Origin of the sequence: Sinomonas cyclohexanicum, from assembly GCF_020886775.1 — a bacterium.
In the GTDB taxonomy this organism is placed as follows: Bacteria; Actinomycetota; Actinomycetes; order Actinomycetales; family Micrococcaceae; genus Sinomonas; species Sinomonas cyclohexanicum.
Map to the genome: position 1 here is coordinate 1122941 of NZ_AP024525.1, position 24571 is coordinate 1147511.

Genomic DNA, 24571 nt, shown 5'->3' on the forward strand with positions numbered 1-24571 from the left:
CGCCGGCCACTCGCCTTCCGGGGCGGGTGGCCGGCGTTTGTGGTGCCCGTAGAGGCGCGCCGGTGTGCCGCGAACGAGCTACGCGAGTGACGCTCGGTTGTTCGCGTAGTCTTCGGTGCGTGGGGGCCATTCGGCGATGGACGCTCGAGGGCCGCCCGTGCTCGCAGTACTCCGCGAATCCAGGAGGGTGACCGTTCCGATGCCGAGGTTCCACCGTTCCGGAGCGATCGTCGCTGTTGGGCTCACCGCGGCCCTTGCCGGCTGCACCTTCTCGACGGCGCCGGTCGCGACACCGAGCCCGTCGCCCATCCCGACATCGATCCAGCAGATCATGGACAAGCCCGACTACGCCGGCGGCACGTGGGGCATGCAGGTCGTCGACCTCGACACGGGCAATGTCGTCTACGCGCGCAACGCGGGCGACCGGTTCATGACCGGCTCGGTCGCGAAGGTCTTCTCCGTCACGGCCGCACTCGACACACTGGGCCCCGATCACACGTTCAAGACGCCGGTCGTCACGACCGGGACCCTCGACGGCCCCACGCTGCGCGGCGATCTCGTGTTGCGCGCGGCCGGCGACCTCACCTTCGGTGACAGACGGAAGGCGGATGGCACGCTCGACGTGCCGATCTTCGACCATTACGACGCGAACGCGCTGCCCGGCCTCGCGACGCTGAGCACGGGCAACCCACTGCTCGGGCTCGACGAGCTCGCGCAGGAGGTCGCGGCGGCCGGTATCCACGATGTGAGCGGGAACGTGCTCATCGACGACCGGCTCTGGGACCCCGTGACGCTCGATGGCGTGCCGATCACGCCGATCTCCGTCAACGACAACCTCGTCGACTTCCTCGTCAGGCCGGGGGCGGCGGCCGGGGCGCCGGCGACTTTCAGCTGGCAGCCGATGACCGCGGCGTACGCGCCGTCCATCGAGGTGACGACCGGGGCCCCGGACAGCCCGATAGACCTGACGGTCACCCCCGGTGCCGGCGGGAAGCTGGTGCTCGCCGGCAGCGTGCCGCTCGGCCACGACCCGATCGTCCACACGTACCAGGTGCCGGATCCGGGGACCTGGGCCCGAACGCTCTTCATTGAGGCGCTGAGGCGGCACGGCGTGACCGTCAGCGCAGACCCGCTCGCGGCGAACGACCCGTCGGCACTGCCGACCCGGGCGACGCTCGATGCAGCGAAGGTCGTCGCCTCCTTCGACTCGGTGCCGTTCTCGGAGACCGCGCGGCTCATCAACAAGGTCAGCCACAATCTCGGCGCCAATCAGCTGCCGCTCATCCTCGCGGCGAACGCCGGCAAGCGGACCCTCGCCGACGGGCTGGTGATCGAACAGGCGGCCGTCGCCAAGGGCGGCGTCGCTGCCGACCAGATCACCCTCACCGACGGTCAGGGACTCCCCGGCAACACGGTCAGTCCGGAGGGCATCACCACGTACCTGCGTTCCCTCACCTCCACGCCGACGTTCAAGACCTTCTACGACTCGACGCCGATTCTCGGGGTCGACGGCTCGCTCGCCTCGGTCCTCCCCGCCGGCGATCCCGCGATCGGTCACGCACACGCCAAGACCGGCACGCTCGTCAGCGCCGAGGGCGACAAGCTCCTGTTGGAGACGAAAGCGCTCGCCGGGTACCTTGATGCCGCGAGCGGCAAGCGCTACGCCTTCGGCATCTTCGTCAACAACGTTCCGATCAGTGGTGTCAACGCCGTGCTCACCGCGAACAGCGACATCGGGGCGATCGCCTCGCAGCTCTATCGGATGCTCTGAGACTCCCGGCCCGGCGGCCGCATCGGCACAGGGATCGGTCCGCCGCCGTTCCAGCTGCGCCCGGTTTCGAGGAGGATCTGGCCCATGGCAGCGCCGGAGGGCGAGAGCCGCTCGCCGCGGCGGCGCGCCAGCACGATGCGGCGGGCCGGCGGCGTGGGCGAGATGACCGTGATGACCTTGATGTCCTCCCGGAGGCTGTGGAGGGAGAGCTGCGGCACGAGCGCAATGCCCATGCCGACCGCAACCATGGCCTGCGCCTCCTGATAGCTGCGCGCCTCGAACGAGACGACCGGGCTGAACCCCGCGGCCTCGCATGCGTCCTGGAGGAGCGCGAGGACGTTCGTGGAGGTGCGGATGATCCAGGGCTCGTGCCGGAGGTCTTCCATCCGCACGCTCGGCCGCTGCGCGAGTGGGTGGTTGGCGGGCACCAGGAGGACGCTTGGGTCGCGGCAGATGAGCTCGGTGCGCGTGCCTGACGGCTCCGAGGGCTCGTGCTCGTCGCGCGTCCACGTGATGGCGAGGTCGATCCCTCGGGACTCGAGGAGGTGCCCGATGTCCGCGCGCTGCGCGCTGTGGACGCGAAGGTCGATCTGGGGGTGGCGATCACGGAACGCGGAGATCGCCGCGGGCAGGAAGGACTCGGTCACGGTAGGAATCGTGCCGAGCCGAAGCGTCCCGGTCCGCAGGCCGGCGATCTCCTCGAGCTCCTCGTGTGCGGCGAGGACGGCCCGCTCGATGTGCTCGGCATGGCGCACCACCGCCTCGCCGGCCTCCGTGAGGGTCACCCCGCGGGGCCGGCGCTCGATGAGCGGCTGGCCTGCCTCGTCCTCGAGCTGGCCGATCTGCTGCGAGACCGCCGAGACGGTGTAGTTGAGGCGCGCGGCGGCAGCCGTCAGCGATCCCGCGCGTGCGACTTCCACGAGCGCCAGCATCCGCCGGATGTCCATAGCCATACCTCGAGGCTACAGGAGTACTTAAGGCGGGTTCAGGAACTTTAGCTGGTGCGGAAGTTCGATCCGCTCCACGATGGTGTGCAGACGGGCAAACGGCCCGACCGATTCTCAGGGACGCATCAAGCCTCGCAGTCCCGGTTCGACAGCTGGACACTTCTATCGAGGAGGATAGATTTGCTCACCGCATCCCTGGCGGCGGCCCGTGTGGACCGTCTGCCCATCACGAGAGCGCACCGGATAGCGCTCGTTACCTTGGCGTTTGTGTTCCTGTTCGAGTTCGGGGACCTGAACACGTTCGCTTATGTTGCGCCCGCGCTGGTCAAGCAGCTCGCGTTCTCCGTCCCAGACGTCGCGATGGTCACCTCTGCTGCCTTCGTCGGCATGGCCGTCGGGGCGATCTTCGGTGGCCGCATCTCGGACCTGATCGGCCGCAGGCGGGCTCTGACCTACTCGACGCTGATGTTCTCCCTCTTCTCCCTCGTGAACGCGGCCGGCGTGAACGTGCCCACGTTCTTCCTGTTCCGCTTCCTCACCGGTGTGGGGCTCTCCGCGATGGTGGTCGCCGCGACGACGTACATCTCCGAGGTCATGCCGGCGGGGCGCCGGGGCCGCATGCAGTCCGCCGTCATGGCCGTGGGCCTGGCCGGCATCCCGGCCATGTCCTTCTCCGCCCGCGCTATCGTCCCCCTCGGCCAAGACACCTGGCGCTGGGTGTTCGTGCTCGGCAGCCTGGCCCTTTTCGCCGTGCCCGCGCTCCTCGTCCTGCCGGAGAGCCCGCGCTGGCTCGTCCACCGCAACCGGCTCGACGCCGCCGAGGCGTCGCTGGTCCGGTTCGAGGCCGGCGCGGGGCAGCTCCCGCCGCTCGCCCCCGTCCCGGAGCGGACGACGCCGGCCCCAGCCGGACGCTCGAGCAGTTACCGCGCGCTCTTCTCGGGGAAGACGGGCCGCACCACGCTCTTCCTCGCGGTCGTGTGGATCTTCCAGACCCTGGGCTTCTACGGCTTCGTGGCCTGGGTGCCCACGCTGCTCGCCCAGCACGGGTTCAGCGTGGCCGAGTCCCTCGGGTTCTCCGCGCTGACTACCATCGGCGCAGTCCCCGGCGCGCTGCTTGCCTGGCCCGTGACGGACCGGTTCGGGCGGAAGCTGCCGATCGTCGTCGTGAGCCTCGCCACCGCCGCGAGCGGCCTCGCGTACGGCCTGACGTTCAACCCCGTGGCGATCGTGGTGTTCGGGTTCTGCGTCAACCTCCTGATACAGACCTTCGCGACCCTGCTCTACACGTACAGCCCCGAGCTGTTCCCCACAGGGCTGCGCAACGCCGGGCACGGCCTCGTGTACGGCACCGGGAGGCTGGCGAACATCTTCGGCCCTATGATCGTCGCCACGATCTTCTCGGCCTTCGGCTACCAGGCCGTGTTCGTGTACATCGCCGCGTGCTGGCTCATTGTCGCGGCCACGGTGGCCGTGTTCGGCCCGCGCACCGGTCGCCGGCCGCTCGAGGACGTCGCCGACGAGGGCATCGGGCGCGCCGGCACTGGCCCGGCCCCCGCGCGGACCGATTCCTCGCGCGCTTAGCACGCCCTGAACCCCACCTGCCAGCACCACCACCAGAAAGAAACGGATACCCCTGTGCCTGAGTCGAACCACACCCCTGCCAACACCGCGGACGTGATCGTGGTCGGGGGCGGCAATGCCGCCTTCACCGCCGCACATGCCGCCGCCGTGCGGGGCCGCAAGGTCCTGCTGCTCGAGAAGGCGCCCCGCGAGCTCTTCGGGGGCAACAGCTACTACACCGCCGGCGCCACCCGGATCGCCCACAACGGTCTGGCCGACCTGGCCGACTTCATCGAGCCGGACGAGCGGCACGCCGTCACCGAGGTCCCCGCGTATAGCGTCGAGGACTACGTCAAGGACATGGAGAAGGTCACCGGCGGTCGCAACGATGCCGCCCTGACCGAGGTGCTGGCCGCCGAGTCCGCCGCCGGCCTGCGCTGGCTCCACTCCCTCGGCCTCAGGTACCGGCTGATGTACGAGCGCCAGGCCTATGAGCGCCCGGACGGCACCTACCTGTTCTGGGGCGGGCTGCATGTGGGCAACGTGGGCGGAGGCGAGGGCCTCATGCACGATCATCTCCGCGTCGCCGAGAGGCTCGGGGCCGAGGTCCGGTTCGGCCAGGACGTCGTCGGCCTCGTGGCGGAGGGCGGCGCCGTGGTGGGCGTGACCGTGCGGGAGGAGGGTGGCGCCGTCGTGCGTCTGCGCGCCGAATCGGTGATCCTGGCCGCCGGCGGATTCGAGGCGAGCCGGGAGCTGCGTGCCGAGCACCTCGGGCCGGGCTGGGAGAACGCCAAGGTGCGCGGCACGCCGTTCAACACGGGCCAGATGCTCACGGCGGCCCTCGGGCTCGGCGCCGCGCGCGGCGGGGACTGGTCCACGTGCCACTCCACGCAGTGGGACGCATTCACGCCGGGCAACGAGTCGAACCGGGAGCTGACCAACCGGCTCACGCGCCAGAGCTACCCGCTCGGGATCATCGTGAACGCGCTCGGCGAGCGCTTCGTGGACGAGGGCGAGGACTTCCGCAACTACACGTATGCCAAGCTCGGGCGCGCGGTGCTCGAGCAGCCCGGCTCTATCGCGTACCAGATCTTCGACGCGACCCTGCGGCCCCTGCTCCGCAGCGAGGAGTACGACATGCCCGGCATCTCCGTGGAGACGGCGCCCACCCTCGAGGCCCTTGCCCGGAGGATCGGGGTGGACCCGGAGGCGCTCGTCAAGACCGTCAACGACTACAACACCTCCATCGACCTCTCCATCCCGTTCGACCCGAACATCAAGGACGGCCGCGCGGCCCGCATGATCCCGGCCAAGAGCAACTGGGCCACGCCCCTGGCCACCGGCCCGTTCTACGCCTACCCGGTCACATGCGGCATCACCTTCACCTTCGGCGGCCTCAAGTCGGACACGCACGGCCGCGTCCTCGACACCGACGGGCGGGAGATCCCGGGCCTCTTCGTGTGCGGGGAGATGCTCGGCGGCCTGTTCGCGGACAACTACCCCGGCGGGTCCGGCCTCGCCGCCGGGGTCGTGTTCGGCCGGCGGGCTGGCTCGCTCGCCTGACCGGGGGCCCCAGCGCAATGCGGGCGGACGACGGCGGGTGGGCCCCCGCCGTCGTCCGCCCCCCGCGGCGGGAAGGCCTCACGGCGCGACTTTACGTTCTCCGAACATGGGCCGAACACAGCTCTTTCCGAGGCGTCCTACCGTCGGAAGCAGCGCGCGATGGACAATCGCCGCGACGACCCGCGGCAGGCTGGCCCTGAAAGGGCAGCCTCCGGATCGGCGGACAGCAGGAGGAGGCGGCCGTGGCTGCACCATCTGACGCGGACCAGGTCCCAACGCCATCTGGTCCCGGTCAACGGCGGACGAGGCGCCAGCGCCTCGCACAGTGGGCGCGCCGGCATCGGGCCTTGGCCGCGCTCTCCGTGCTCGCCGTCGTGGTCCTCGTCCTCGGAGGCGGGTACGTCGCCGCGACGGTCAATACGGCAGGCACCGGGTCAGGGGCTGCGTCCGGGATCTCCAAGATCCAGCACGTGGTGATCATCATGCAGGAGAACCGGTCCTTCGACAGCTACTTCGGCACGTTCCCCGGCGCGGACGGCATCTCCATGCAGAACGGCGTCCCGACGGTCTGCGTCCCTGATCCCGCCCACGGTGACTGCGTCAAGCCGTACTACGATTCGGCGGACAAGAACTCCGGTGGCCCGCACGGGCAGTCCAACGCGAGCGCGGACGTGGACGGCGGGAAGATGGACGGCTTCATCGCCCAGGCCGAGCATGCCGGCTCGAGCTGTGCCCCGAATGATCCGGCATGCGCGGGCGGGGCCACGACCGACGTCATGGGCTATCACGACGGGCGCGACATCCCGAACTACTGGACCTACGCGAAGGACTTCACGCTCCAGGACCACATGTTCGAGCCGAACGCCTCCTGGAGTCTGCCCTCGCACCTGTACATGGTCTCGGAGTGGTCCGCGAAGTGCAGCACTGCCGGCGATCCGCAATCGTGCGTCAACGCGCTCCAGAGTCCGGGGAACCCGCCGGACTTCGGAGCCGGGCTCAGGAACACGATCATCGGTGCCTGCCGTGCGGGCCTGAAGGCGCCGGCCTGCCAGAAGACCCTCAACGCCGCGGGCATCACTCCCGACGTGGCCACGGAACTGCACACCCTCATCCAGCAGCACTGCAAGGCCACGGACTCGTACACCGCCTGTGAGACGGCGATCGATCAGTCCCAGATCCCCGACGCGCTCAAGCAGAAGCTGCTCGCCATCGCCAAGACCCTCGCACCCCCCGACTATGCGTGGACCGATCTGACCTATCTGCTGCACCAGCAGAACGTCCCGTGGGGCTACTACGTGTTCAACGGAACCGAGCCCGACTGCCGGGATGACTCGGCCGTCACGTGCGCTCCCGTGGCGCAGAACGCCAAGACCCCGGGGATCTGGAACCCGCTGCCCTACTTCGACACCGTCAAGCAGGACGGCCAGCTGGGCAACATCCAGTCGCTGACGAATTTCTACTCCGCGGCCAAGGACGGAACGCTCCCGGCCGTGAGCTGGATTGACCCGACCGGCGCGGTGAGCGAGCACCCGCCCGCGCTCGTCAGCTCTGGCCAGGCCTACGTCACGGGCCTCGTGAACGCGATCATGTCCGGTCCTGACTGGAACAGCACCGCGATCTTCCTGTCCTGGGACGACTGGGGCGGGTTCTACGATCACGTCACGCCGCCAACCGTGGACCAGAACGGGTACGGGCTCCGCGTGCCGGGGATCGTCATCAGCCCCTACGCGAAGAAGGGCTACATCGACCACCAGACGCTCAGCCACGACGCCTATGTGAAGTTCATCGAGGACGACTTCCTCCACGGCCAGCGCCTGGACCCTGCCACGGACGGGCGGCCCGATCCGCGCCCGGACGTCAGGGAGAACAACCCGCAGCTCGGCAACGTGGTCGATGATTTCGACTTCAACCAGAATCCGTCCCCTCCCGTCATCCTGCCCAACGCCACAACGTACTGACCACCGACCCGGGCTGGGGACTCTGGGACCTCTTGTGGGAATCGGTCCAAAGACCGCTCCCACACGTGGTCGATTCCCTACAAAACGGTCGCGTGCGCTGCTTCCTAGCCTTCTTCCAAGACCCTTTCCTGGACCTTCTGGAGGAACCGTGAGCCACCCGACGACGCCCGAAGTGAGCGGGGGAGCGCGGCCGGTGGAGGTCTTCGGGGCCACCGTGGACGACCAGACACGGTGCGTCCACTACCGCACCGAGGTGGACGTGGTCGCGATGAAGTTCAAGTGCTGCGGGCGGTACTACCCGTGCCACCTCTGCCACGCCGAGGAGGCCGACCACGAGGCGCAGACGTGGCCGCGGGCACAGTGGTCGGAGCCGGCGGTGCTGTGTGGGGTGTGCAAGGGCGAGATGACCGTCGACGCCTATCTCGCGACCACGTCCTGCCCGAACTGCAATGCCCGGTTCAACGAGCGCTGCGCGGCTCACCGGCACCTGTACTTCGGCTGAGGTGACGCGGACGACGGCGGGCGCGCGCCCGCCGTCGTCCGCTCCCTGTTCGGCTCAGATCGTCGTCACAGGCTGACCACGATCTTGACGATGTCAGGGTCCCGTGCGGCCATCCGCTCGTAGTACGACGGGACCTCGTCGAGCCCGATGTGGTGGCTGATCATCGGCCGCGGGTCAATCCGGCCGAGGGCGGCCGCTTCCATGAGGTCGTCGATGAGAAGGACGTCTCCGAGTCCCGTCCAGACATCGATGGAGCGGAAGAGCAAGGTCCTGAAGTCGATGGTCATCGGACCATGACCGATCGCCGGCACCGCGATGCGGGCGCCCTGCCCCGCGACCCGTACGGCTGCGTCCAGGCTCGCCTGGGCACCGGCCGCGTCGATCACGCCGTCCGCGCCGTCGTGACGCGAGGGACGCACGAGCGCCTCCGCTTCCTCCACCGAGGCGACCGCCTCGTCCGCACCGAGGCTCCGCGCGACGTCGAGCCGGTGCTCCACCGGATCGACCGCGATGATCCTGTCGACCGCGGTGAGCCGGCGAGCGGCGTGGACGGCCGACAGGCCGATCGGGCCGCAGCCGAAGACCACGAGAGTGTCCGTCGGCTGCAGCCGCGTCGCGCGGACGCTGGTCAGGCCGGTCATCATGACGTCCGCCAGCAGCACCGCCGTCTCGTCCGGCACTGAGTCGGGAATCACGGCGAGCACCTGCTCCGCCCACGGGACGCGGATGGCCTCGGCCTGGCCTCCGTCGAGGGCGCCGAAGGACGGGCCGGAACCGTGGATGCCGCCCCGAGAGCAGAGCGCCACGAGTCCCCGGCGGCAGTTCTCGCATGCGCCGCAGTACGACGCCGGCGAGCCTGCGACGCGGTCGCCGACCTTGATCTTCGTGACGCCCTCGCCCACTGCCGTTACGACGCCGACGTACTCGTGGCCCAGAGTGAAGCCGGTGGCGGGGGTCATGTGGCCGCCCACGATGGTCAGATCGCTTCCGCAGATCGCGGAGGTCGTGACGCGCACGACCGCGTCCGTGGGTCGAAGGATGACAGGCTCGTCGACCTCGGCGAGCAGGACCGTTCCCGAGCGTTCGTAGTAGGCCGCCTTCACCGGAGGCCCTCCTTCAGCTCCCGTGCCGCTGCCAGCAGAACAAGTGCCTGGTCTGAGACTCCGAGGGTCGCCCCGGCGTGGGTGGTGACGTAGGTGACGACGAGTCCGCTGTCGGGATCGGCGGCTGCGACCGAGCCGACTGCGCCCTGGTGACCGAAGGAGCGCCCGCCCAGAAGCGGGTTTGCCGCGCTCGGCAGCTCCACACCGGAGCCGAAGCGCGAGACGAGGTGGTTTGTCCGGTCCCAGCCATGGGTGCGCTCGGCGATCATCCCCTCGACCGCCTGGCGTGAGAGGGCGGCCGGCCCGGGGCCGTAGCCGAGCGCGTGCTCCAGGATCTGGGCGAGGTCGCTCGCCGTGCTCACTCCTGACATCGACGGCCAGCTCGCGGCGATGACGCGCGGGTCCGCGAAGAATCCCGGCGTGTCTGCAAGGATCGGCATGAAGGAGCCGTCCACGATTGCACGTCCCTCCGTGATCGCTGCAGCTGTCGCCTCGGTCAGTACTGGTGGTGTGAAGCTGAGCGGGGCTACGGCGTCGGTGGTGCCGAAGTCGAAGCGAGCGTTGGCCGGACCCGTGAGGTGTGCGGCCACGTAGTGCTGCACGGTCTGTCCGATGGCGTGGTTGAAGACGCCCGCCATCAGTGCGCCGTAGGTGAAGGCGCCGTAGCCGTGGTCGGTGCCGGGTTCCCAGTACGGCTCCTGTCGGGCGATCTCCTCATCGAGGCGCCCAGCGAGGAGATCGTCCACGGTCAGTGGCGTGGCGACGGCGGGGATCCCGCAGCTGTGGTCGAGCACCATCCGGCCGGTGATCGATCGGGTGGAGGGCCGATCGAATGCCGGCCAGTATGCCGCGAGGGGTGCGTCGAGGTCGAGCAGCCCGCGATCGTGGGCATGGGCCGCAGCGAGGGCGACGAGGAGCTTGCTGACGGAGAACACCTGGACGGGTGTCGTGGTGGTCAGCGAGCCGCCCGCGAGGTCCACGACGCGCTCGCCGCGAACGGACACGGTGAGCTGGGCGCCGCCGGAGGACCGGGACAGCGAGCGTGAGAAGACCTCGCGCAGTTCCGCGCCGGCTTCGGTGTTGCTCCCGGTGACCGCGGCGACCGGGGGCAGGGTTTGAGTAGTCATCGAGTACTTCCCTTCCTGTGGGCTGCGGGGCCCACATCTGTGCAGAGGAATGTGGCGTGCATGGTGGCGTCTAGGATGCTGAGAACTCTGCCTCGAGGCTGGCCAGGCGGAACTCGAGCCCGGAGAAGCGTCCGTCGGCTCGTGCCTCCTCGAGGATGTCGGCGTAGGTGGCCGTGCCCGGGACGAAGGCCTGCCCGGTGAAGACGCCCTGATCGAGGTTCCCGTATCCGTTGTAGTAGCCGGGGACGCAACGCTCGAAGTAGGGCCGGAACGGCAGCCCCGCTTCGGCTACTGTCTTCGACCACGCCTCGACCGCATCCTCCGTCGGCTCCACTTCCGCATAGCCGTTCGCGCGCGCGTGCCCGACGATCGCGGCAATGTGCCGGGCCTGCACGTCGAGCATCGAGGTGAAGTTGAGCGCGACCGCAGTCTGGTTGAGACCGCTGGTGAACAGGTTCGGGAACCGGTCCGTCATGATCCCGTGCTGGCTGCGCAGCCCCGGCGAGTTGTGCTCGCTGAGGGACCTCCCGTCGCGCCCCAGCACGGTGATCCCGGCTCGGGCCTCCGAGGAGGTCGAGGTATCGAAGCCGGTCGCGAACACGATGCAGTCCGCGTCGAAGCGCTCACCGGCTGCCGTGACTGTGCTGCCGTTGACGCTCTCGATGCCGACGACAGGAGCGTCGATGAGTGAGACGTTCGGTCGATTGAATGACTCGAGGAAGCCGTCGTTGTAGGTCATCCGCTTGCACAGCAGTCCGTACCAGGGCTTGAGCCGCTCGGCCGTCTCCGGATCCTGCACGACTGAATCGACCAGCTGTCGGAACCGATGCGAGAAGGCCAGGTCGGCGATCTCCATGACCTGGCCGACCTCGCGCGGGTCGATGCTCGAGACGTCGTCGACCACATTGTCGGCGGTGCCGAGCGCGCGGAACATCTCGACGAACTGGTCGCCGACGAGGTCATCGTCCTGATACCGGAAGGACGTATTGAGGTCGAAGTTCCGCATCCGGCGCTGCTGCCAGCCGGCCACCTGGGAGGAATACCACTCGGGGTCGGTCGCCGTGTCGCGGCGGTATCCGAACACCGGCCCAGGGGTGCGCTGGACGACGAAGACCTGCCTCGCCTGGTCGGCCACGGCCTTCACCACTTGGACGGCGCTCGCCCCGCTTCCGACCACGACGACGGTCTTGTCGTGCAGGTTCGTCATCGGCTCGGTCGGTGAACCGCCGGTGTAGGCATAGTCCCATCGGCTGGAATGGAAGATCCTGCCCGGGAAGGTCTCGAGACCCTCGACCGCGGGAAGCGTCGGTGCGGCGCCGAGCGCGCCGTTGGAGCGCACGAGGAAGCGCGTCCTCAGCTCGTCTCCACGGTCGGTGGTCACCAGCCACCGCTGCGAGTCGCCGTCCCACACGGCGCGGGTCGCGGCCGTGTGGAAGAGCGCCCCCTCGTAGAGGCCGAAGTGCCGGCCGATCCTCTGAGAGTGCTCGAAGATCTCCTGCGCGAGGGGGTAACGCGTGCTCGGCATGTACCCGGTCTCTTCGAGAAGCGGGAGGTAGATGTAGCCCTCGATGTCGCACTGCGAACCCGGGTAGCGATTCCAATACCAGGTGCCGCCGAAGTCGCCGCCGGCCTCGACGATGCGGAGGGAGTCCACGCCCTCCTCCTTCAGGCGCGCCGCCGCGAGCAGGCCACCGAAGCCCCCGCCGATGATGACCGCCTCCACCTCCTCGCTGACGGCAGGGCGTTCGACGTACGGCGTCCACGGGTCGGCCGCATCGAGCTGTACCGCCGGAGGCTTCCGATCCGCACGTGGCGCGCCGGTCGCGGCACGCTTCACCAGTTCCGCTCCGTAGCGGGCCCGCACCTCCTCTGGATCGAAATCGATCCTTACCTCCACCTGGGACATTGGCAGCGTGTATGACATGACATTCCTCTCGACGCCCGGCAGTCCGCGGCGATCTGCGGACTGCGGCTAAGACCATCTGAGCGGGCGGGGAGATGTGACGGAAGCCACAGGAGATCACCGGGCGTGGATGCAGAAGGGGCGTGCACGGATTCGGAAGGCCGACCTCCTCGGGCGATCCTGGCCCATCGGTCTGGAAGGATGGGATATCAAGCGTCGTAGTATGTGTGATGGGGGTCACGGCGTGCGCAAGGAGTGGTTGTATGCGGACTGATGCCCGGACACGGAGGCCCGGCGAGCAGCCCTTCTCCGATCTTGAAGCCTGCCAGGCTCGCGTCTCAGCGGCATTCGCGACGGCTTCGATCGACAGCCTGCAGACGACCTTCTCCGGCGCCATGCGAACCCACAGCGGAGCAGGGGTGCGGGTCTCGCGGGTGGCGATCAGCCCGTCGCTCATGGAGCGGTCCCCCCGCCACATCGGCGCACGCGACACCAGCTACCTGGTCATGTGCCTCCTGCTCTCCGGGCGGGCGACCGTGGCCCAAGAGGGACGCCGGGCGGACCTGCTCCCGGGTGAGGTCTCGCTCTACGACACCGCACGTCCGTACTCGGTCCAGGTTGACAGTCCGATCGACTGCATCGGCGTGGTGGTGCCACGGGAGGCCCTGGCAGTCACGCCGCGGACGGTGGACGCGCTCATAGCCTCACGCATGAGGGGCAGCGACGCCGTCACGACGCTGGCGCGGCAGACCATCACCGGCGTCGAGGCGTCGCTGAGCAACATACCGACCGTTGCCGCCGAGCGGGCGATCAAGGGCTTGGTAGACCTCTGTGAGATGCTCTACGTCCACCACGGCATGTCGAGCGGCCTACCTGGCGGACGTACTCACGTCGCTGACATGAACAGCATCCTCACGTACATCGAGGAGCATCTCGCGGACCCGGACCTCAGTCCGCACGCTGTAGCCAGCGCGCACTACATCTCCGTCCGCAAGCTGCACAAACTCGCGCAGGAGAGTGGGATCAGCATCGGCGGCTGGATCCGCCGCCGGCGCCTGGAGCGCTGCCGCGAGGATCTTGCCGATGCCGCCCTCGGCTCCCTCGCGGTCGGCGCGATAGGCGCACGCTGGGGTCTGGGCAACCCTACGCACTTCAGCACTATGTTCCGGGCCGAGTTCAAGGCCAGTCCGTCGGAGTGCCGCGCGGCGCATCTGCCGCGGCAATAGTCCTTGCCGCCTTCCTCGTCTGACTATCCGTGTCCTGTCCTACCTGTGGTGCCCGGCTCAGCAAACGGTGTGCGTGCACTGGCACCTGTACATCGGCTGAGGCGACGCGGACGACGGCGGGCGCACACCCGCCGTCGTCCGCCCGCTAGAAGTGCCGAGCCGGCACAACAGAGCCGGGGCCGCGCGCTACTGCGCGAGCCTGCCTGTGCCGAAGCTCTGCACCCCGCCCTCGAGGGTCCGGCCCTCCCGCATCGTGTAGGTGTTCACGAGGGCGGCGACGATGACCGCCGCCCAGAAGACGATGACTGGCGTGGTGCCGAAGCCCAGTGAGGTCAGCCACGAGGCGATGAACGGCGCCGGGGCTGCGAAGAGGAGGGTAGAGCCGGTGAGCGCTAGTGCCGAGCCCGTATACCGGACCCGGGTGGGGAAGGCCTCGGCGAACAGGGCACCCTGGGCCGCGTTGCCGAACTGTGTTGCGGTCAGCGCCACGGCCACGACTGTCAGGACGAGCGGGAAGTTCCCGGTGTCTGCAGCGGGGAAGAAGGCGAGACCGGCCACAAGGGCAACCACCGAACCGATGAAGAGCACCCGACGGCGCCCGATCCGGTCCGCGATGTGGCCGCCCCACCAGATCGCGACGACGGAGAGCAGGTTCGAGACCATGATGATCGCGTACGTCTGGGACCGGTCAAATCCGTGGGATGTCAGATAGGCGATCCCGAAGACGCTCACGATGTAGAAGGTGAGGACGATCGGCGCATACGCGAGAATGAGCCGTGCAATCGTCCTCCAGTAGCCGCGGATGATCACGAGGGGAGCGGCTGACTCGGCCGCCAGTTCCTCGGCCTCGTGCTCGAAGAGGGGCGTCTCCTCGATGCGCAACCGGATGTAGATCCCTACGATCACCAGAAGGATGCTCATCAGGAACGGGATGCGCCAGCCCCACGAGGTGAAGGCCTCCGCGGACAGTGCGGTCGAGAGCACGGTCAGGAGCAGCGTTGCGAGCACCTGGCTCAGCGGAGAGCCCATGCCCATCAGAGCGCCGTAGAGTGCTCGGCGGTTTCGCGGGGCGTGCTCCATTGTCAGGAGCTGGGCGCCGGTCGCCTCGCCCCCGAGTGCAAAGCCCTGGACGAAGCGCATGAGGACCAGCAGCAGCGGCGCCGTGAATCCGATCGCCTCGTAGGTGGGCAGGAGGCCGATGATGAGGGACGCCGTTCCCATGGAGATGAATGTTGCCAGCAGGACCTGACGACGGCCGATCCTGTCGCCGAGCTGCCCGAACACCAGCCCGCCGAGCGGGCGTGCGAAGAAGCCGACGCCGAAGGTAACGAACGAGGCGAGGAGACCCATTGCTGGGTCGAGAGAGTGGAAGAACAGCGTGGGGAAGACGGTGGCCGAGAGAGCGCCGTACACCGCGAAGTCAAACCATTCGAGTGCGGACCCGGCGGCGCCGCTGAACACCGCTCTCCGTGCCTGCGCCGTGGGCCGTTCGGGGGATGCTGTTTGCGACACAGCGGTGACCGCCGGCGCGTCTTGGTGCTGCATTGCTGACTCCTTCGTCAGACGGAGGTGGGGTGGTGGGGGGAGGTCAGCAGGTCTGCCAGCCGCCATTGACTTCGAGGCTCGTTCCGTTGATGTACGAGGCACGGTCGCTTACGAGGAACTCGATAGCGTCTGTGATCTCATGGGGCTTCGCGAAGCGGCCGGCGGGGATCTGGGCGATCATGCGGTCCATATCAGGCATTCCACCGGTCATGGGTGTCTCGACGAACCCGGGAGCCACGCCGTTGACCCTGATATTGAGTCCCGCGAGCTCGCGTGCGAGGGACGCGGTCATGTTCTGCAGTGCTGCTTTCGACGCCGCGTACGTGATCGATGACGGGAGGAATGGGCCGAATGTTGCGTCGGGCAGGCCGCCGGTGGCCATGCGCGACGTGATGGACAGGAGGTTGATGATGCTGGCCGTGCCGTCGGTCGACATGTGGCGGAATGCTTCGCGGACGAGGATGAACGGCGCCTTGACGTTGACGGCCATCACGAGGTCCCACTCTTCGTCGGTGACGTCGTAGAACGGCTTCTTCCGACCGCCCTCCTTGGGGCTGATGCCCACCGCGTTGACGAGGAGCCCGATCGGCCCCAGCCGCACGGCGGCCTCGACTGCTTCGCGGTTGGCCGAGGTCGCGGTGAGGTCGCCGCCCACGGCGGCGTGCATTTCCCCGGGGAGCGAGGCAGCGGTCGCCTGCGCCGCCTCGGCGTTGGCGTCGGCCACCACGACGGCGTAGCCGAGGTCCGCGAGGCGGCGGCACACCGCGGAGCCGATCCCGCCCGCGCCGCCGGTGACGATCGCGCTCTTGAGGGTGTTCTGTTCGGTGCTCATGGTCATGCCCTTCGGTGAGAGGTTCAGTACGTTGCGCGGCCGCCGGAGGCGTCGAACACGAAGCCCGTGGTGAAGGAGGCCTCGGGGGAGACGATGAAGCGGATCAGGTGCGCGATCTCTTCCGCGGTGCCGAATCGCCGCGCGGGGATCAGCGACTTTTGCACCTCCCGGCGTTCCGGCGCCATGCCCTGGATGAGGGGGGTCTCGATCGATGCGGGGGCGATGGCGTTCACGGTGACGCCGGTCGCCGCGTATTCCTTGCCCAGGGACTTGACCATGGCGATCATCCCGGCCTTCGACGCCGAGTAGCCGGTCATCTGCGGGTTGCCCTCCTTGCCGGCGATCGAGGCGACGTGCACGATCCGTCCATAGCCCTGTTCGATCATCTGAGGCAGAGCTTGGCGGGAGACCGCGAAGGCGCCGAGCAGGTTGATGTTCAGCAGGCGCTGGAGGTCCCCCACCGTCTCCTCCACGCCGGGGACCACGGCGCCAAGGATGCCCGCGCAGTTGACGACGGCGTCTACACCGCCGAGTGCCTCCCTCGTCAGGGCGAAGGCGTCCTCGAGGGTCGTCTCATCCGTGACATCGACGACGCCGGTCAGCTCCGCGGCCTCGGTCACGGCTTCCGGCCACACTGTTGACCGGAGGTCGAAGGCGGCCACGCGGGCGCCTGCGGCGCGGAGCACGGGAACGGTTGCCGCACCCATGCCGCTCGAGGCGCCGATCACGACGGCGCGGTGCCCCGTGAGGCCCAGGGCCGAGCGGGTTGCTTCGGTCGCGGCGGTCACCGGATGACCTCCAGCTGTTCGAGCGGCAGCCCGAGCACGGAGGAGGTGTCCCCGGCCGGAGAGAGGTTCTCGCGGGGGGCGGCGTGGGCCACGTTGCGCCCAGCGATGCGCCCGGAGACCATGGCCCATCCGATGTGGAGTCCGTGGTTGAGAAGCTGGAGGCCTCCCTGCCCGGTGGAGCCCGCGGCCCACAGCCCCGGGATCGGCGCGCCGCCGTTGTCGGTGACGCGGAGGGAGGTGTCCACAGCGAGACCGCCGTCGGCAAGCGTAATGTAGGCATTCATGGGGCCGAGAGCGTAATAGGGGCCATCGCCGATGCCGGACCCGAAGCGCGTGCGCCCGAACTCGGGGTCCCTCCCAGTGGAGGTGTACCCGCGGAACGTCTCGACCGTGCGGGCGAGCCCTTGGGGGTCGATTCCGGTCTTCGCGGCGAGCTCCTCGAGGGTGGCGCCCTCGTGGTACATGTCGGGGCGGTAGGACTTGTAGTCCTGGACGTACGCGTACGCGACGCCGGGGAAGGTCGAGACGGGGTTCGGCCACGCTGAGAACTTCCGGGCGAGCGCCGAGTCGAACACCATGTAGGCCTGGTTAGTGCCCGCGGCGACCCCGCGGGCGAGGTCCTTGTCTGAGTCCTCGTTCGCCACGCGCTTGCCCGAGCGGTCCACGAGGATCGCGCCGGCAGCGTACATCGTGTTGTTGGGCCCGACCCAGCTGGTCAGCGCACCGCGCAGCACGATGGCGAGCAGCCTCTGGGGCAGCCGTTCGACCACGAAACGCAGGGCACGGGATACTGCCGGGTGGGACGGTAGGAGCTTGATGGGGTCGGGCAGTGCGGCGGGTGCGAACCGCAGGCCCTCGTAGAGGCGGTCCATCTGAAGCATGACGCCGCCGGCGTCGCCGCCGAGGCGGAACCCGTCGCCGGTGTTGTTCGGGTTCACCGCTGGGACCTTGGCCGCCGCCTCACCGACGTAGGCGCGCTTCATGTCTGCCGCTGCCGAGTAGTCTCCCGTAGCGAGGATGACGCCGCGGCGGCCGAGGTAGTCGCTCCCGTTCGCCCTCGCGCCGATCACCTCGCCGGCGGAATTGCGCAGGAGCTTCTCGACACGGGCCGAGGTCACGATCTTGACCCCGCGCCTGCCGCACTCGCGGGCCAGGGCCGTCACGTAGGCCTTGGAGTTGGGCAGCACGTTGTGCATGCGGGGCTTCTCGTACGGCGGCTCCGGGGTCGGGCCGAGGAACTGGACGCCGATGCTCGAGAGCCACTCGATGGTGGGGCCCGCGTTCTCCGCCAGGACCCTGCGGAGTGCGTCGTTCTCGCGGGTCTCGTCTGCCCCGTTCGCCGTCTTCATGTCCTCGATGAAGAGGTCGATCGAGTCGTTGACCCCGGCGCGGTACTGGTACGAGGTGTTGGCTGCGGTGAAGGAGCCGACGGACATGCCGGTGCTGCCGCCGACCTGCCCGCATTTCTCGAGCACGGTGACGGTGGCGCCGCTCGTCGCGGCGGAGATGGCAGCGGCGAGGCCCGAGCCGCCGCCACCGATGATGAGGACGTCAGAGACGGTGTTCATAGGTGCTCCAGAGATCATGAGGCAGGAGTGAGGGCCGCGGTGATGGCGTGGGCGGCGATGCGGCCGAAGACTGCGCCCTTGCCGAGACTGGTTCCGGTCATGTAGGCGGCGCCGTGGAATCCGCCGGTGACCTCGCCGACGGCGAACAGGCCCTCGATGACGTGTCCGGTGACATCCTTGACCTGCGCCTGCGGGGTGATGGTCAGGCCGCAGTACGTGGACGTCATGAGCGTCTTGGCGGGGTAGGCGTAGAACGGCGGGTGCAGCACGGGCACGAGGTCTCCTGTGCCGTTGACGAGCCCCGTGCGGCCATACGCGTCCGGCTGTTCGCCGGCGACGGCCCGGTTGTACGCCTCGACGGTCTCGACGAGTCCCACGGCGTTGATCCCGGCCGCGTCGGCGAGCCCCTCGAGCGTGTCGGCCTTGAACACGTGGCCGAGGTCTTCGAGGAACCCGATGTCGTTCAGTGGAACGCCCGCATGGGACCGTGCGCGGACGGTGGAGTCGAAGACCTCGAAGCCCAGGCCCCCCGGCTGGGAAAGGCATGCGGCGCCGAGGACCTTGTACGAGACGGACTCGTCAATGAACCTCCGGCCGTCCTTGTTCACGATGATCGCGCCGAGATAGTTGGCGGTGAGCAGCTCATGGAACTCGATGCCCGTCTCCGGGTGCGAGCCATAGGTGCCGGAGACGAAGGACATGTCCGCGAGGCCGGCACCGAGCTTCCAGGCCATCTTGAGGCCGTCGCCAGTGTTCCCCAGGCCGCCGTACGGAATGCCGGCGAGCTGCTCCGGGGCGAAGACCTTCAGAAGATCCTCTCCGCGCGAAAACCCGCCCGAGGCGATGACGACGCCGCCGCGCGCCGCGAATTCGGTGGGGCCCTCTGGGCCGCTGGACCGGACGCCGACCACACGTCCGGTGGGGTCGGTCACGAGCTCGGTTGCGCGGTGGCGGGTGAAGAGCACGCCGCCATGCTCGACGACGGTGCGCGCGAGCTCGGCCAGGACGTCCTTGATCGGGGAGAGATGCGAGCGGGCATGGGACTGTCCCGAGGAGACCTCGAGGGCGCTGAAGGCCACGCCGTGCTCCTTGAGCCAGGCGTAGGTCGCGTCCTGGTTCTCGAGGTAGGCGTCGATGAGGCTGACGTCGGCGTGGCCGCCTCCGAGGCGGATGAGGTCGTCGCGGAAGTCCTCGGCGCTGTCGCCGATCGCGTCCGCCGCCTGCTCGGCGGTTCCGGAGAAGGCGAAGAATCCTCCGCTCATGGCCGAGGAGCCGCCGATCGAGTCGGTCTTCTCGAGGACGGCTACCGTGAGGCCAGCCTCGGCGGCCGCGGCCGCCGCGGAGAGTCCGGCGATGCCAGCGCCGAGGACGACGACGTCGTACCCCGCCATGGTGGATGAAATGCTATGGGTGCTCATGTCTGCGCTTTCGTGGTGTGGAAGGGTCAGGGGGCGACTGCATCCAGCAGGGCGGAATCGGTGCCGAGCGCGGCGTGGGCCGCGGCAGCGGCTCCCGCCCAGCGGCCGGTGATGTAGGCAGGGGCAAGGCCCCCGGCGTATCCGATGTTCGAGAGGCCGCCGGCATCGGCGCCCGCCGCGAACAGCCCGGGTACCGCCCTGCCGTCGGCGTCCAGGGCGCGGCCGTCGGAGTCGATCCGGATCCCGCCGAATGTGAACGTCACGGACGGCTGGACCTCGAGGGCGTAGAAGGGCGGGACGGCAGGCGCCGTGGCCGCCGGGGAGACGGCCGCGCCGCCCGCGTGTCCGCCACCTGCTGCGGTCGCCCTCGAGAACTCCTCGACCGTGCGGGCGAGCGTGTCGCGGGGGAGGCCCCACCTTGAGACCGCGTCGAGGAGTCCCTCGAGCGTGTCCGCCTGTACGTGCCGGGCGCCGGCGGCGACGGCACCCTTGTACCGGTCGAGGACGCCGAGCCCGGGGAACGGTTCGGCCGTGGCATGCTCCGTGCGGACGCGGTCGTCGAAGATCAGGAAGCCCCGCGCCTCGGGCTGGAACACGAGCTCCTGATTGAGCAGTTCGTCCCCCTGGCGTTCGTCGATGAAGCGGCGGCCCGCGGTGTTCACGAGGATGCAGTAGTCCGAGTAGTACTGCGAGAGCGGGAGGAACTCCTCGGGCTCGAAGGAGGCGAGGGGGCTCGGCAGGAGGTGGCCGTAGAACGTCGACATGCCTCGGGAGGCCGCGGCGCCCAAGGCCTTGGCGTGGTCCAGCCCGTCTCCCACGCTGCCCTTGTTGGCACGGTGGACGAGCCGGTCGGCGTTGCGTCCGATCGCGCTGCCGAGTTTCTCTGCCGAGCCCGCGAAGCCGCCCGTCGCGAGGACGAGGGAGGCGCACGCGAAGTGCAGGGCGCCGTCGTCCGTCTCCACCGTGAGGTGGAAGCCATCGGGGGTGCGCCGAATCTCGGTCGCACGGGCTGAGGTGGCCACGCGTCCGCCGGCCGCCACGATATCGACGGCGAGCCGCGGGAGGAGGTCGCGGATCGCGAGGCTGTAGCCGCGGCCGAATGTCATGATCCCCGTCAGCGGTTCCGCCGCAACGTCAATGCCAGTGCCGCGGATCTCGGCAAGGGCAGCCTCGTAGTCGTCGACGAGTCGCCGTCCAAGGACCCGGTCTCCGAGGGGGACGCGGGCTTGGTAGGCGCCGAAGTCCGGTGCCGTCCAGAACATCCCGGCCGAGAGCGCCGCAGATCCGCCGATCTCCGTCAGCTTCTCCAAGACGGCGACCCGTGCGCCGGACTGGGCGGCGGTCCATCCTGCGCTCAGGCCGGACATGCCGGAGCCGAGGACGACGACGTCGAAGGCCTGCTCCGTTTCATTCATGGTGTTTCTCCTCGATGGTTCCCGCGGGCATGAGAGCCCGCCGTCGCGTGGTGGTTGGTGCTGGGTGCGGGTCAGTCCATGGGCCGTCCGAGCTGGTGGAGGGGCGTGCGGAAGGTCTCGCGGGCCGTCATTGCGGAGACCGCCGCGACGATGCAACAGGTTGCGGTGAGCCATGCCGCGGGCAGCCACGATCCGGCCTCGCTGACCCACAGGGTGACGAGCGCGGGAGCGAAGCCGGCGAGGACGATGCCGAGCTGGAGGCCGATGGCCATGCCGCTGAACCGCACCCGGACGTTGAACATCTCGGTGAAGAACACCGGGTAGATGGCGTTCGTGGCGCTGAAGAACAGGGAGATCGAGAGGAAGATCCCGAGCATCATCAGCCCCACGTCCTTCTGGGCCACGGCGTGGAAGAACAGGAAGCAGGAGGCCGCACCACCGAGGTTGCCGAAGATGAACACCGGTTTGCGGCCGATCTTGTCCGAGAGCAGCGCGAACAGCGGTTGGAGGACCAGGGCCACGGCGTAGCCGAAGATGACGACCCACATCATGGTGCTCGCGCTGATGCCGATCGTGTTGACGCCCCATGAGAGGCCCCAGACCGGCACCGTGCTCGAGCTGACGACGAGCAGCGAGGAGAAGACGACCCGCACGACGTCGGTCCCGTGCGTGCGGAGGAGTTCCTTGACGGGGAGCTTGCTCCGGGCGTTGCTCGACTTCTGCTCGGCGAACGCCTCGGGCTCCTCGAGGGTGCGCCGCACGAGGAAGCCGACAACGACGATGAGGAAGCTCGACCAGAACGGCACGCGCCAGCCCCAGGAGAGCAGCTGGTCGGCGGGCAGGCTCGCGACCCAGAGGAACATGAGGGAGGCGAGGATGTAGCCGAGCCAGATGCCATTCATCGTCCAGGACGTGAAGAATCCGCGCCTGTTGGCGGGAGCATGCTCAAGCGTCAGCGTCGATGCGCCTGCCGCCTCGCCGCCAACGGAGACGCCTTGGATCAGCCGCATGACGACGAGCAGGACCGGAGCCAGGAGCCCAGCCTGGGAGTACGTGGGCAGGCAGCCGATCGCGAACGTCGCGCCCCCCATCATCACGAGTGTGAACACGAGAACGTTGCGGCGGCCGAACGTGTCGCCGAAGTGTCCGAGGAGCAGCCCTCCGAGGGGCCGGGCGACGTAGGCGACGCCGAACGTGGCCAAGGAGAGCAGGAGCGCCGATTCTCCTGAGGCCGGGAAGAAGAGCTTGCTGAAGACGAGCGCGGAGGCCGATGCGTAGATCGACATGTCGTAGTACTCGAGCATGGCGCCGAGGAAACTGGCGATGGCCGACTTGGTGCTCTGCTTCATGGGCCGGCGGGCAGTCGTACGTGCTGCCGCGGACTGGGTTTGGACCACTCTGTCCCCTAGGGATCGTTGTGAATAAATCCTGTATTGCGGGATTTACTATGCACTATGATCGGAGTCACAGCAAGTGCCGCCCGGAACGCGTGTGGCAGAATCGGTGACTGGACTGCGGAGGGAGAGGGTGCATTGGCCAACAGCCTTGAGAAGGCGCTGAGCATCTTGGACCTCATCTCCGAGGACAAGCCGACATGCACGCCCGAGGAGGTTGCCGAGGTGCTCGGCGTCTCGCGGACGTCGAGCTATCGATACCTCAAGGTGCTCTCAGATGCCGGGCTCTTGGCCGGTCGCTTGGACGGGGACTATGGACTCGGGAGCCGGATTCTCGAACTGGACAGGACGATGCGGCTCACCGACCCGCTCTTCCTCCGTGCCCAGGCGGTGATGGGGGAGCTCTCAGACCGCTTCGGCGAGAATCTGCTGCTGAACAGCTACTACGGCCGGACGATGGTCTGCGTCGCGCAGTTCTGGGTGAACGCGCAGGCGACCAACTACAGCAGGGGCCAACGGCTCAGTTTGTACCGGGGCGCGGCGAGCAAGGCGATCCTTGCCCACTTCCCGGCGCACCGGCTGCGCGTGATGTACAGACGCGATGCGGCCGAGATCGAGGAATCTGGCATGGGAATGACGTGGGATCAGTTCCGCAGGTACCTCAAGCAGATCCGCGACGCGGGATTCGCCTCGTCTGCCTCCGAAGTCGACCCCGGGGTGGCGGGCATCGCCGCCCCCATCTTCGACGGCGATGGCTCGGTGCTGGGCAGCCTCGCGTGGGCCGTGCCGACTTCGCGGGTGGAAGAGAAGCGTGCCGAGCTTACGGCAGAGGTTATCCATGCGGCGCAGGCCATTTCCGCTGGGGGGAATGGCCCTCGGTGAATGCCGCGGAGGGTCGCTCGGGTACGACGCCACACCGGATGTGGTGGATCAGGTCCGCACGGTGGATCTTGGCCCAGAACCAGAGTGGGGACCGCCCGCGGGTCGGGAGCCGCAGGTTCATCTGATCCGGCGTCCACCGGTAAGCAGCCGCGTAATCCTTACGGGTGCGGTCCGGATGCGCCAAGTTCGTGGCACAGGGGCGAGTGCGCCAGGAAGGTCCGACAGTCCACGCTCCAGGTCTCACGCCGAATTCTCCGCAAGCGCCTGCACCTGCCGCCGATGCACATCGGTCAGCCAAGCCAGCGGAGCGGAGGGGCCGAGCCTCGGATCGTCGACGCCGCTTCCATCGAGGAGGGCCCGCACATAGGCGCGGTCCAGGTCGAGCCGTGCCCGCAGCTCCTCGGCGCCGCCAACGGACCCATGGCCGGGGATCACGGTATCGACGTCGGCCGCTGCACGTTCCAGGAGGTCAAGCGCGGCACGGTAGTCCTCGAGCGGGTCGCTGGCGTTCACATTGAGGAACGGCATGAGGATGTCAGAGAGCATGTCGCCGGCGATCAGGACGCCCTGCTCTTCGACTACGAGGGCGGCGTGTCCCTGCGCATGGGCCTGATGCTCGAGAATCCGGACCGGGGGTCCGTCCCAGGGGACGTGCGCTGTGCCCGCGGGCAGGCCCGTCACGAGGCCCAGCAGGTCCATCGGAATGTCGTCGGCGAGCCCGGGCGGCATGACTCCTGCAACCCGGGCCTCCCAGCCCGGCTGGGACACCACTTCCCGGATCGAGTCCGCGCAGCGCGCCGTGCCGTAGCGGGCTGCGTCCCCGAAGGCCGTGTGCCAGAGGACGTGATCCCAGTGGGGGTGGGTGGAGAATCCGACGACGACGGGCTGGCCCTTTTCATGGAGATCCTGAGCGATGGCTGCCATCTCCTCCCGGGTGATGCCGGGGTCGACGAGCAGGACGCCCTCCCGGCCCTGCACGATCACCGAATTGCTCTGGAGGAATTCGCTCGTGTGGACGAAGACGTCCTCAGCGACCTGCTGCAGCACGGCAATGCCTCCGATCGGGTAC

19 protein-coding genes are annotated in these 24571 nt (G+C 68.5%); 7 read left to right on the forward strand and 12 right to left on the reverse strand.

What is annotated here, in order from left to right; all coding sequences use genetic code 11:
• The first annotated feature begins 199 nt into the window (after positions 1-199).
• On the forward strand, positions 200-1771 hold the full coding sequence (dacB, locus tag SCMU_RS05320; RefSeq protein WP_229231990.1) for a D-alanyl-D-alanine carboxypeptidase/D-alanyl-D-alanine endopeptidase: 1572 nt from the start codon (positions 200-202) through the stop codon (positions 1769-1771).
• On the opposite strand, the gene SCMU_RS05325 is transcribed toward dacB, so the two are convergent.
• Positions 1756-2724: a LysR family transcriptional regulator gene (locus tag SCMU_RS05325; protein ID WP_229231991.1), complete on the reverse strand. Its 969-nt coding sequence runs from the start codon at positions 2722-2724 to the stop codon at positions 1756-1758. The genes dacB and SCMU_RS05325 overlap by 16 nt on opposite strands.
• A 174-nt stretch (positions 2725-2898) precedes the next feature.
• Between SCMU_RS05325 and SCMU_RS05330 the strand changes: the two genes are divergently transcribed.
• The 4 genes from SCMU_RS05330 to SCMU_RS05345 all read left to right on the forward strand — a co-directional run bounded on the left by SCMU_RS05330 (position 2899) and on the right by SCMU_RS05345 (position 8301).
• Positions 2899-4299, forward strand: coding sequence for an MFS transporter (locus tag SCMU_RS05330; RefSeq protein WP_229231992.1), 1401 nt, complete (start codon positions 2899-2901; stop codon positions 4297-4299).
• 54 nt (positions 4300-4353) lie between these two features.
• Positions 4354-5841 carry an FAD-dependent tricarballylate dehydrogenase TcuA gene (tcuA, locus tag SCMU_RS05335; protein WP_229231993.1) on the forward strand — a complete coding sequence of 496 codons (1488 nt, stop codon included), beginning with the start codon at positions 4354-4356 and terminating at the stop codon, positions 5839-5841.
• Positions 5842-6188: 347 nt separating this feature from the next.
• Positions 6189-7799, forward strand: a complete 1611-nt coding sequence (locus tag SCMU_RS05340) for an alkaline phosphatase family protein (protein ID WP_229231994.1) — start codon at positions 6189-6191, stop codon at positions 7797-7799.
• Between the two features lie 148 nt (positions 7800-7947).
• The gene (locus tag SCMU_RS05345) at positions 7948-8301 is read left to right on the forward strand and encodes a CHY zinc finger protein (protein ID WP_229231995.1); all 354 of its coding nucleotides are present in this window, start codon (positions 7948-7950) and stop codon (positions 8299-8301) included.
• A gap of 65 nt (positions 8302-8366) precedes the next feature.
• On the opposite strand, the gene SCMU_RS05350 is transcribed toward SCMU_RS05345, so the two are convergent.
• From SCMU_RS05350 to SCMU_RS05360, 3 genes are all read right to left on the reverse strand, one after another.
• Positions 8367-9404 carry a zinc-dependent alcohol dehydrogenase gene (locus SCMU_RS05350; RefSeq protein WP_229231996.1) on the reverse strand — a complete coding sequence of 346 codons (1038 nt, stop codon included), beginning with the start codon at positions 9402-9404 and terminating at the stop codon, positions 8367-8369.
• On the reverse strand, positions 9401-10531 hold the full coding sequence (locus tag SCMU_RS05355; protein WP_229231997.1) for a serine hydrolase domain-containing protein: 1131 nt from the start codon (positions 10529-10531) through the stop codon (positions 9401-9403). Before SCMU_RS05355 ends, SCMU_RS05350 begins: the two co-directional genes overlap by 4 nt.
• Positions 10532-10601: 70 nt before the next feature.
• The gene (locus tag SCMU_RS05360; RefSeq protein ID WP_229231998.1) at positions 10602-12455 is read right to left on the reverse strand and encodes a flavin-containing monooxygenase; all 1854 of its coding nucleotides are present in this window, start codon (positions 12453-12455) and stop codon (positions 10602-10604) included.
• Positions 12456-12697: 242 nt separating this feature from the next.
• Here SCMU_RS05360 and SCMU_RS05365 point away from each other — a divergent pair, with 242 nt between their 5' ends.
• Entirely contained in the window at positions 12698-13660 is a 963-nt protein-coding gene (locus SCMU_RS05365; RefSeq protein WP_229231999.1) for an AraC-like ligand-binding domain-containing protein, read from the forward strand.
• Between the two features lie 186 nt (positions 13661-13846).
• Here SCMU_RS05365 and SCMU_RS05370 read toward each other — a convergent pair whose 3' ends face one another.
• The 7 genes from SCMU_RS05370 to SCMU_RS05400 form a co-directional block, all read right to left on the reverse strand.
• On the reverse strand, positions 13847-15205 hold the full coding sequence (locus SCMU_RS05370) for an MFS transporter (protein ID WP_229232000.1): 1359 nt from the start codon (positions 15203-15205) through the stop codon (positions 13847-13849).
• A gap of 43 nt (positions 15206-15248) precedes the next feature.
• A complete protein-coding gene (locus SCMU_RS05375) occupies positions 15249-16037 on the reverse strand; it encodes an SDR family NAD(P)-dependent oxidoreductase (protein ID WP_229232001.1) in 789 nt (262 codons plus the stop codon).
• Positions 16038-16060: 23 nt separating this feature from the next.
• On the reverse strand, positions 16061-16825 hold the full coding sequence (locus tag SCMU_RS05380) for an SDR family NAD(P)-dependent oxidoreductase (protein ID WP_229232002.1): 765 nt from the start codon (positions 16823-16825) through the stop codon (positions 16061-16063).
• The gene (locus SCMU_RS05385; protein WP_229232003.1) at positions 16822-18393 is read right to left on the reverse strand and encodes an FAD-dependent oxidoreductase; all 1572 of its coding nucleotides are present in this window, start codon (positions 18391-18393) and stop codon (positions 16822-16824) included. Before SCMU_RS05385 ends, SCMU_RS05380 begins: the two co-directional genes overlap by 4 nt.
• A 14-nt stretch (positions 18394-18407) precedes the next feature.
• Positions 18408-19811, reverse strand: a complete 1404-nt coding sequence (locus SCMU_RS05390) for an FAD-dependent oxidoreductase (protein WP_229232004.1) — start codon at positions 19809-19811, stop codon at positions 18408-18410.
• Positions 19812-19837: 26 nt separating this feature from the next.
• On the reverse strand, positions 19838-21226 hold the full coding sequence (locus SCMU_RS05395; RefSeq protein WP_229232005.1) for an FAD-dependent oxidoreductase: 1389 nt from the start codon (positions 21224-21226) through the stop codon (positions 19838-19840).
• A gap of 71 nt (positions 21227-21297) precedes the next feature.
• A complete protein-coding gene (locus SCMU_RS05400; RefSeq protein ID WP_229232006.1) occupies positions 21298-22575 on the reverse strand; it encodes an MFS transporter in 1278 nt (425 codons plus the stop codon).
• 183 nt (positions 22576-22758) lie between these two features.
• Here SCMU_RS05400 and SCMU_RS05405 point away from each other — a divergent pair, with 183 nt between their 5' ends.
• Complete coding sequence (locus tag SCMU_RS05405) at positions 22759-23502, forward strand: IclR family transcriptional regulator (RefSeq protein ID WP_229232007.1); 744 nt, start codon at positions 22759-22761, stop codon at positions 23500-23502.
• Positions 23503-23742: 240 nt separating this feature from the next.
• On the opposite strand, the gene SCMU_RS05410 is transcribed toward SCMU_RS05405, so the two are convergent.
• The gene (locus SCMU_RS05410) at positions 23743-24549 is read right to left on the reverse strand and encodes an MBL fold metallo-hydrolase (RefSeq protein ID WP_229232008.1); all 807 of its coding nucleotides are present in this window, start codon (positions 24547-24549) and stop codon (positions 23743-23745) included.
• Between the last annotated feature and the right edge of the window lie 22 nt (positions 24550-24571).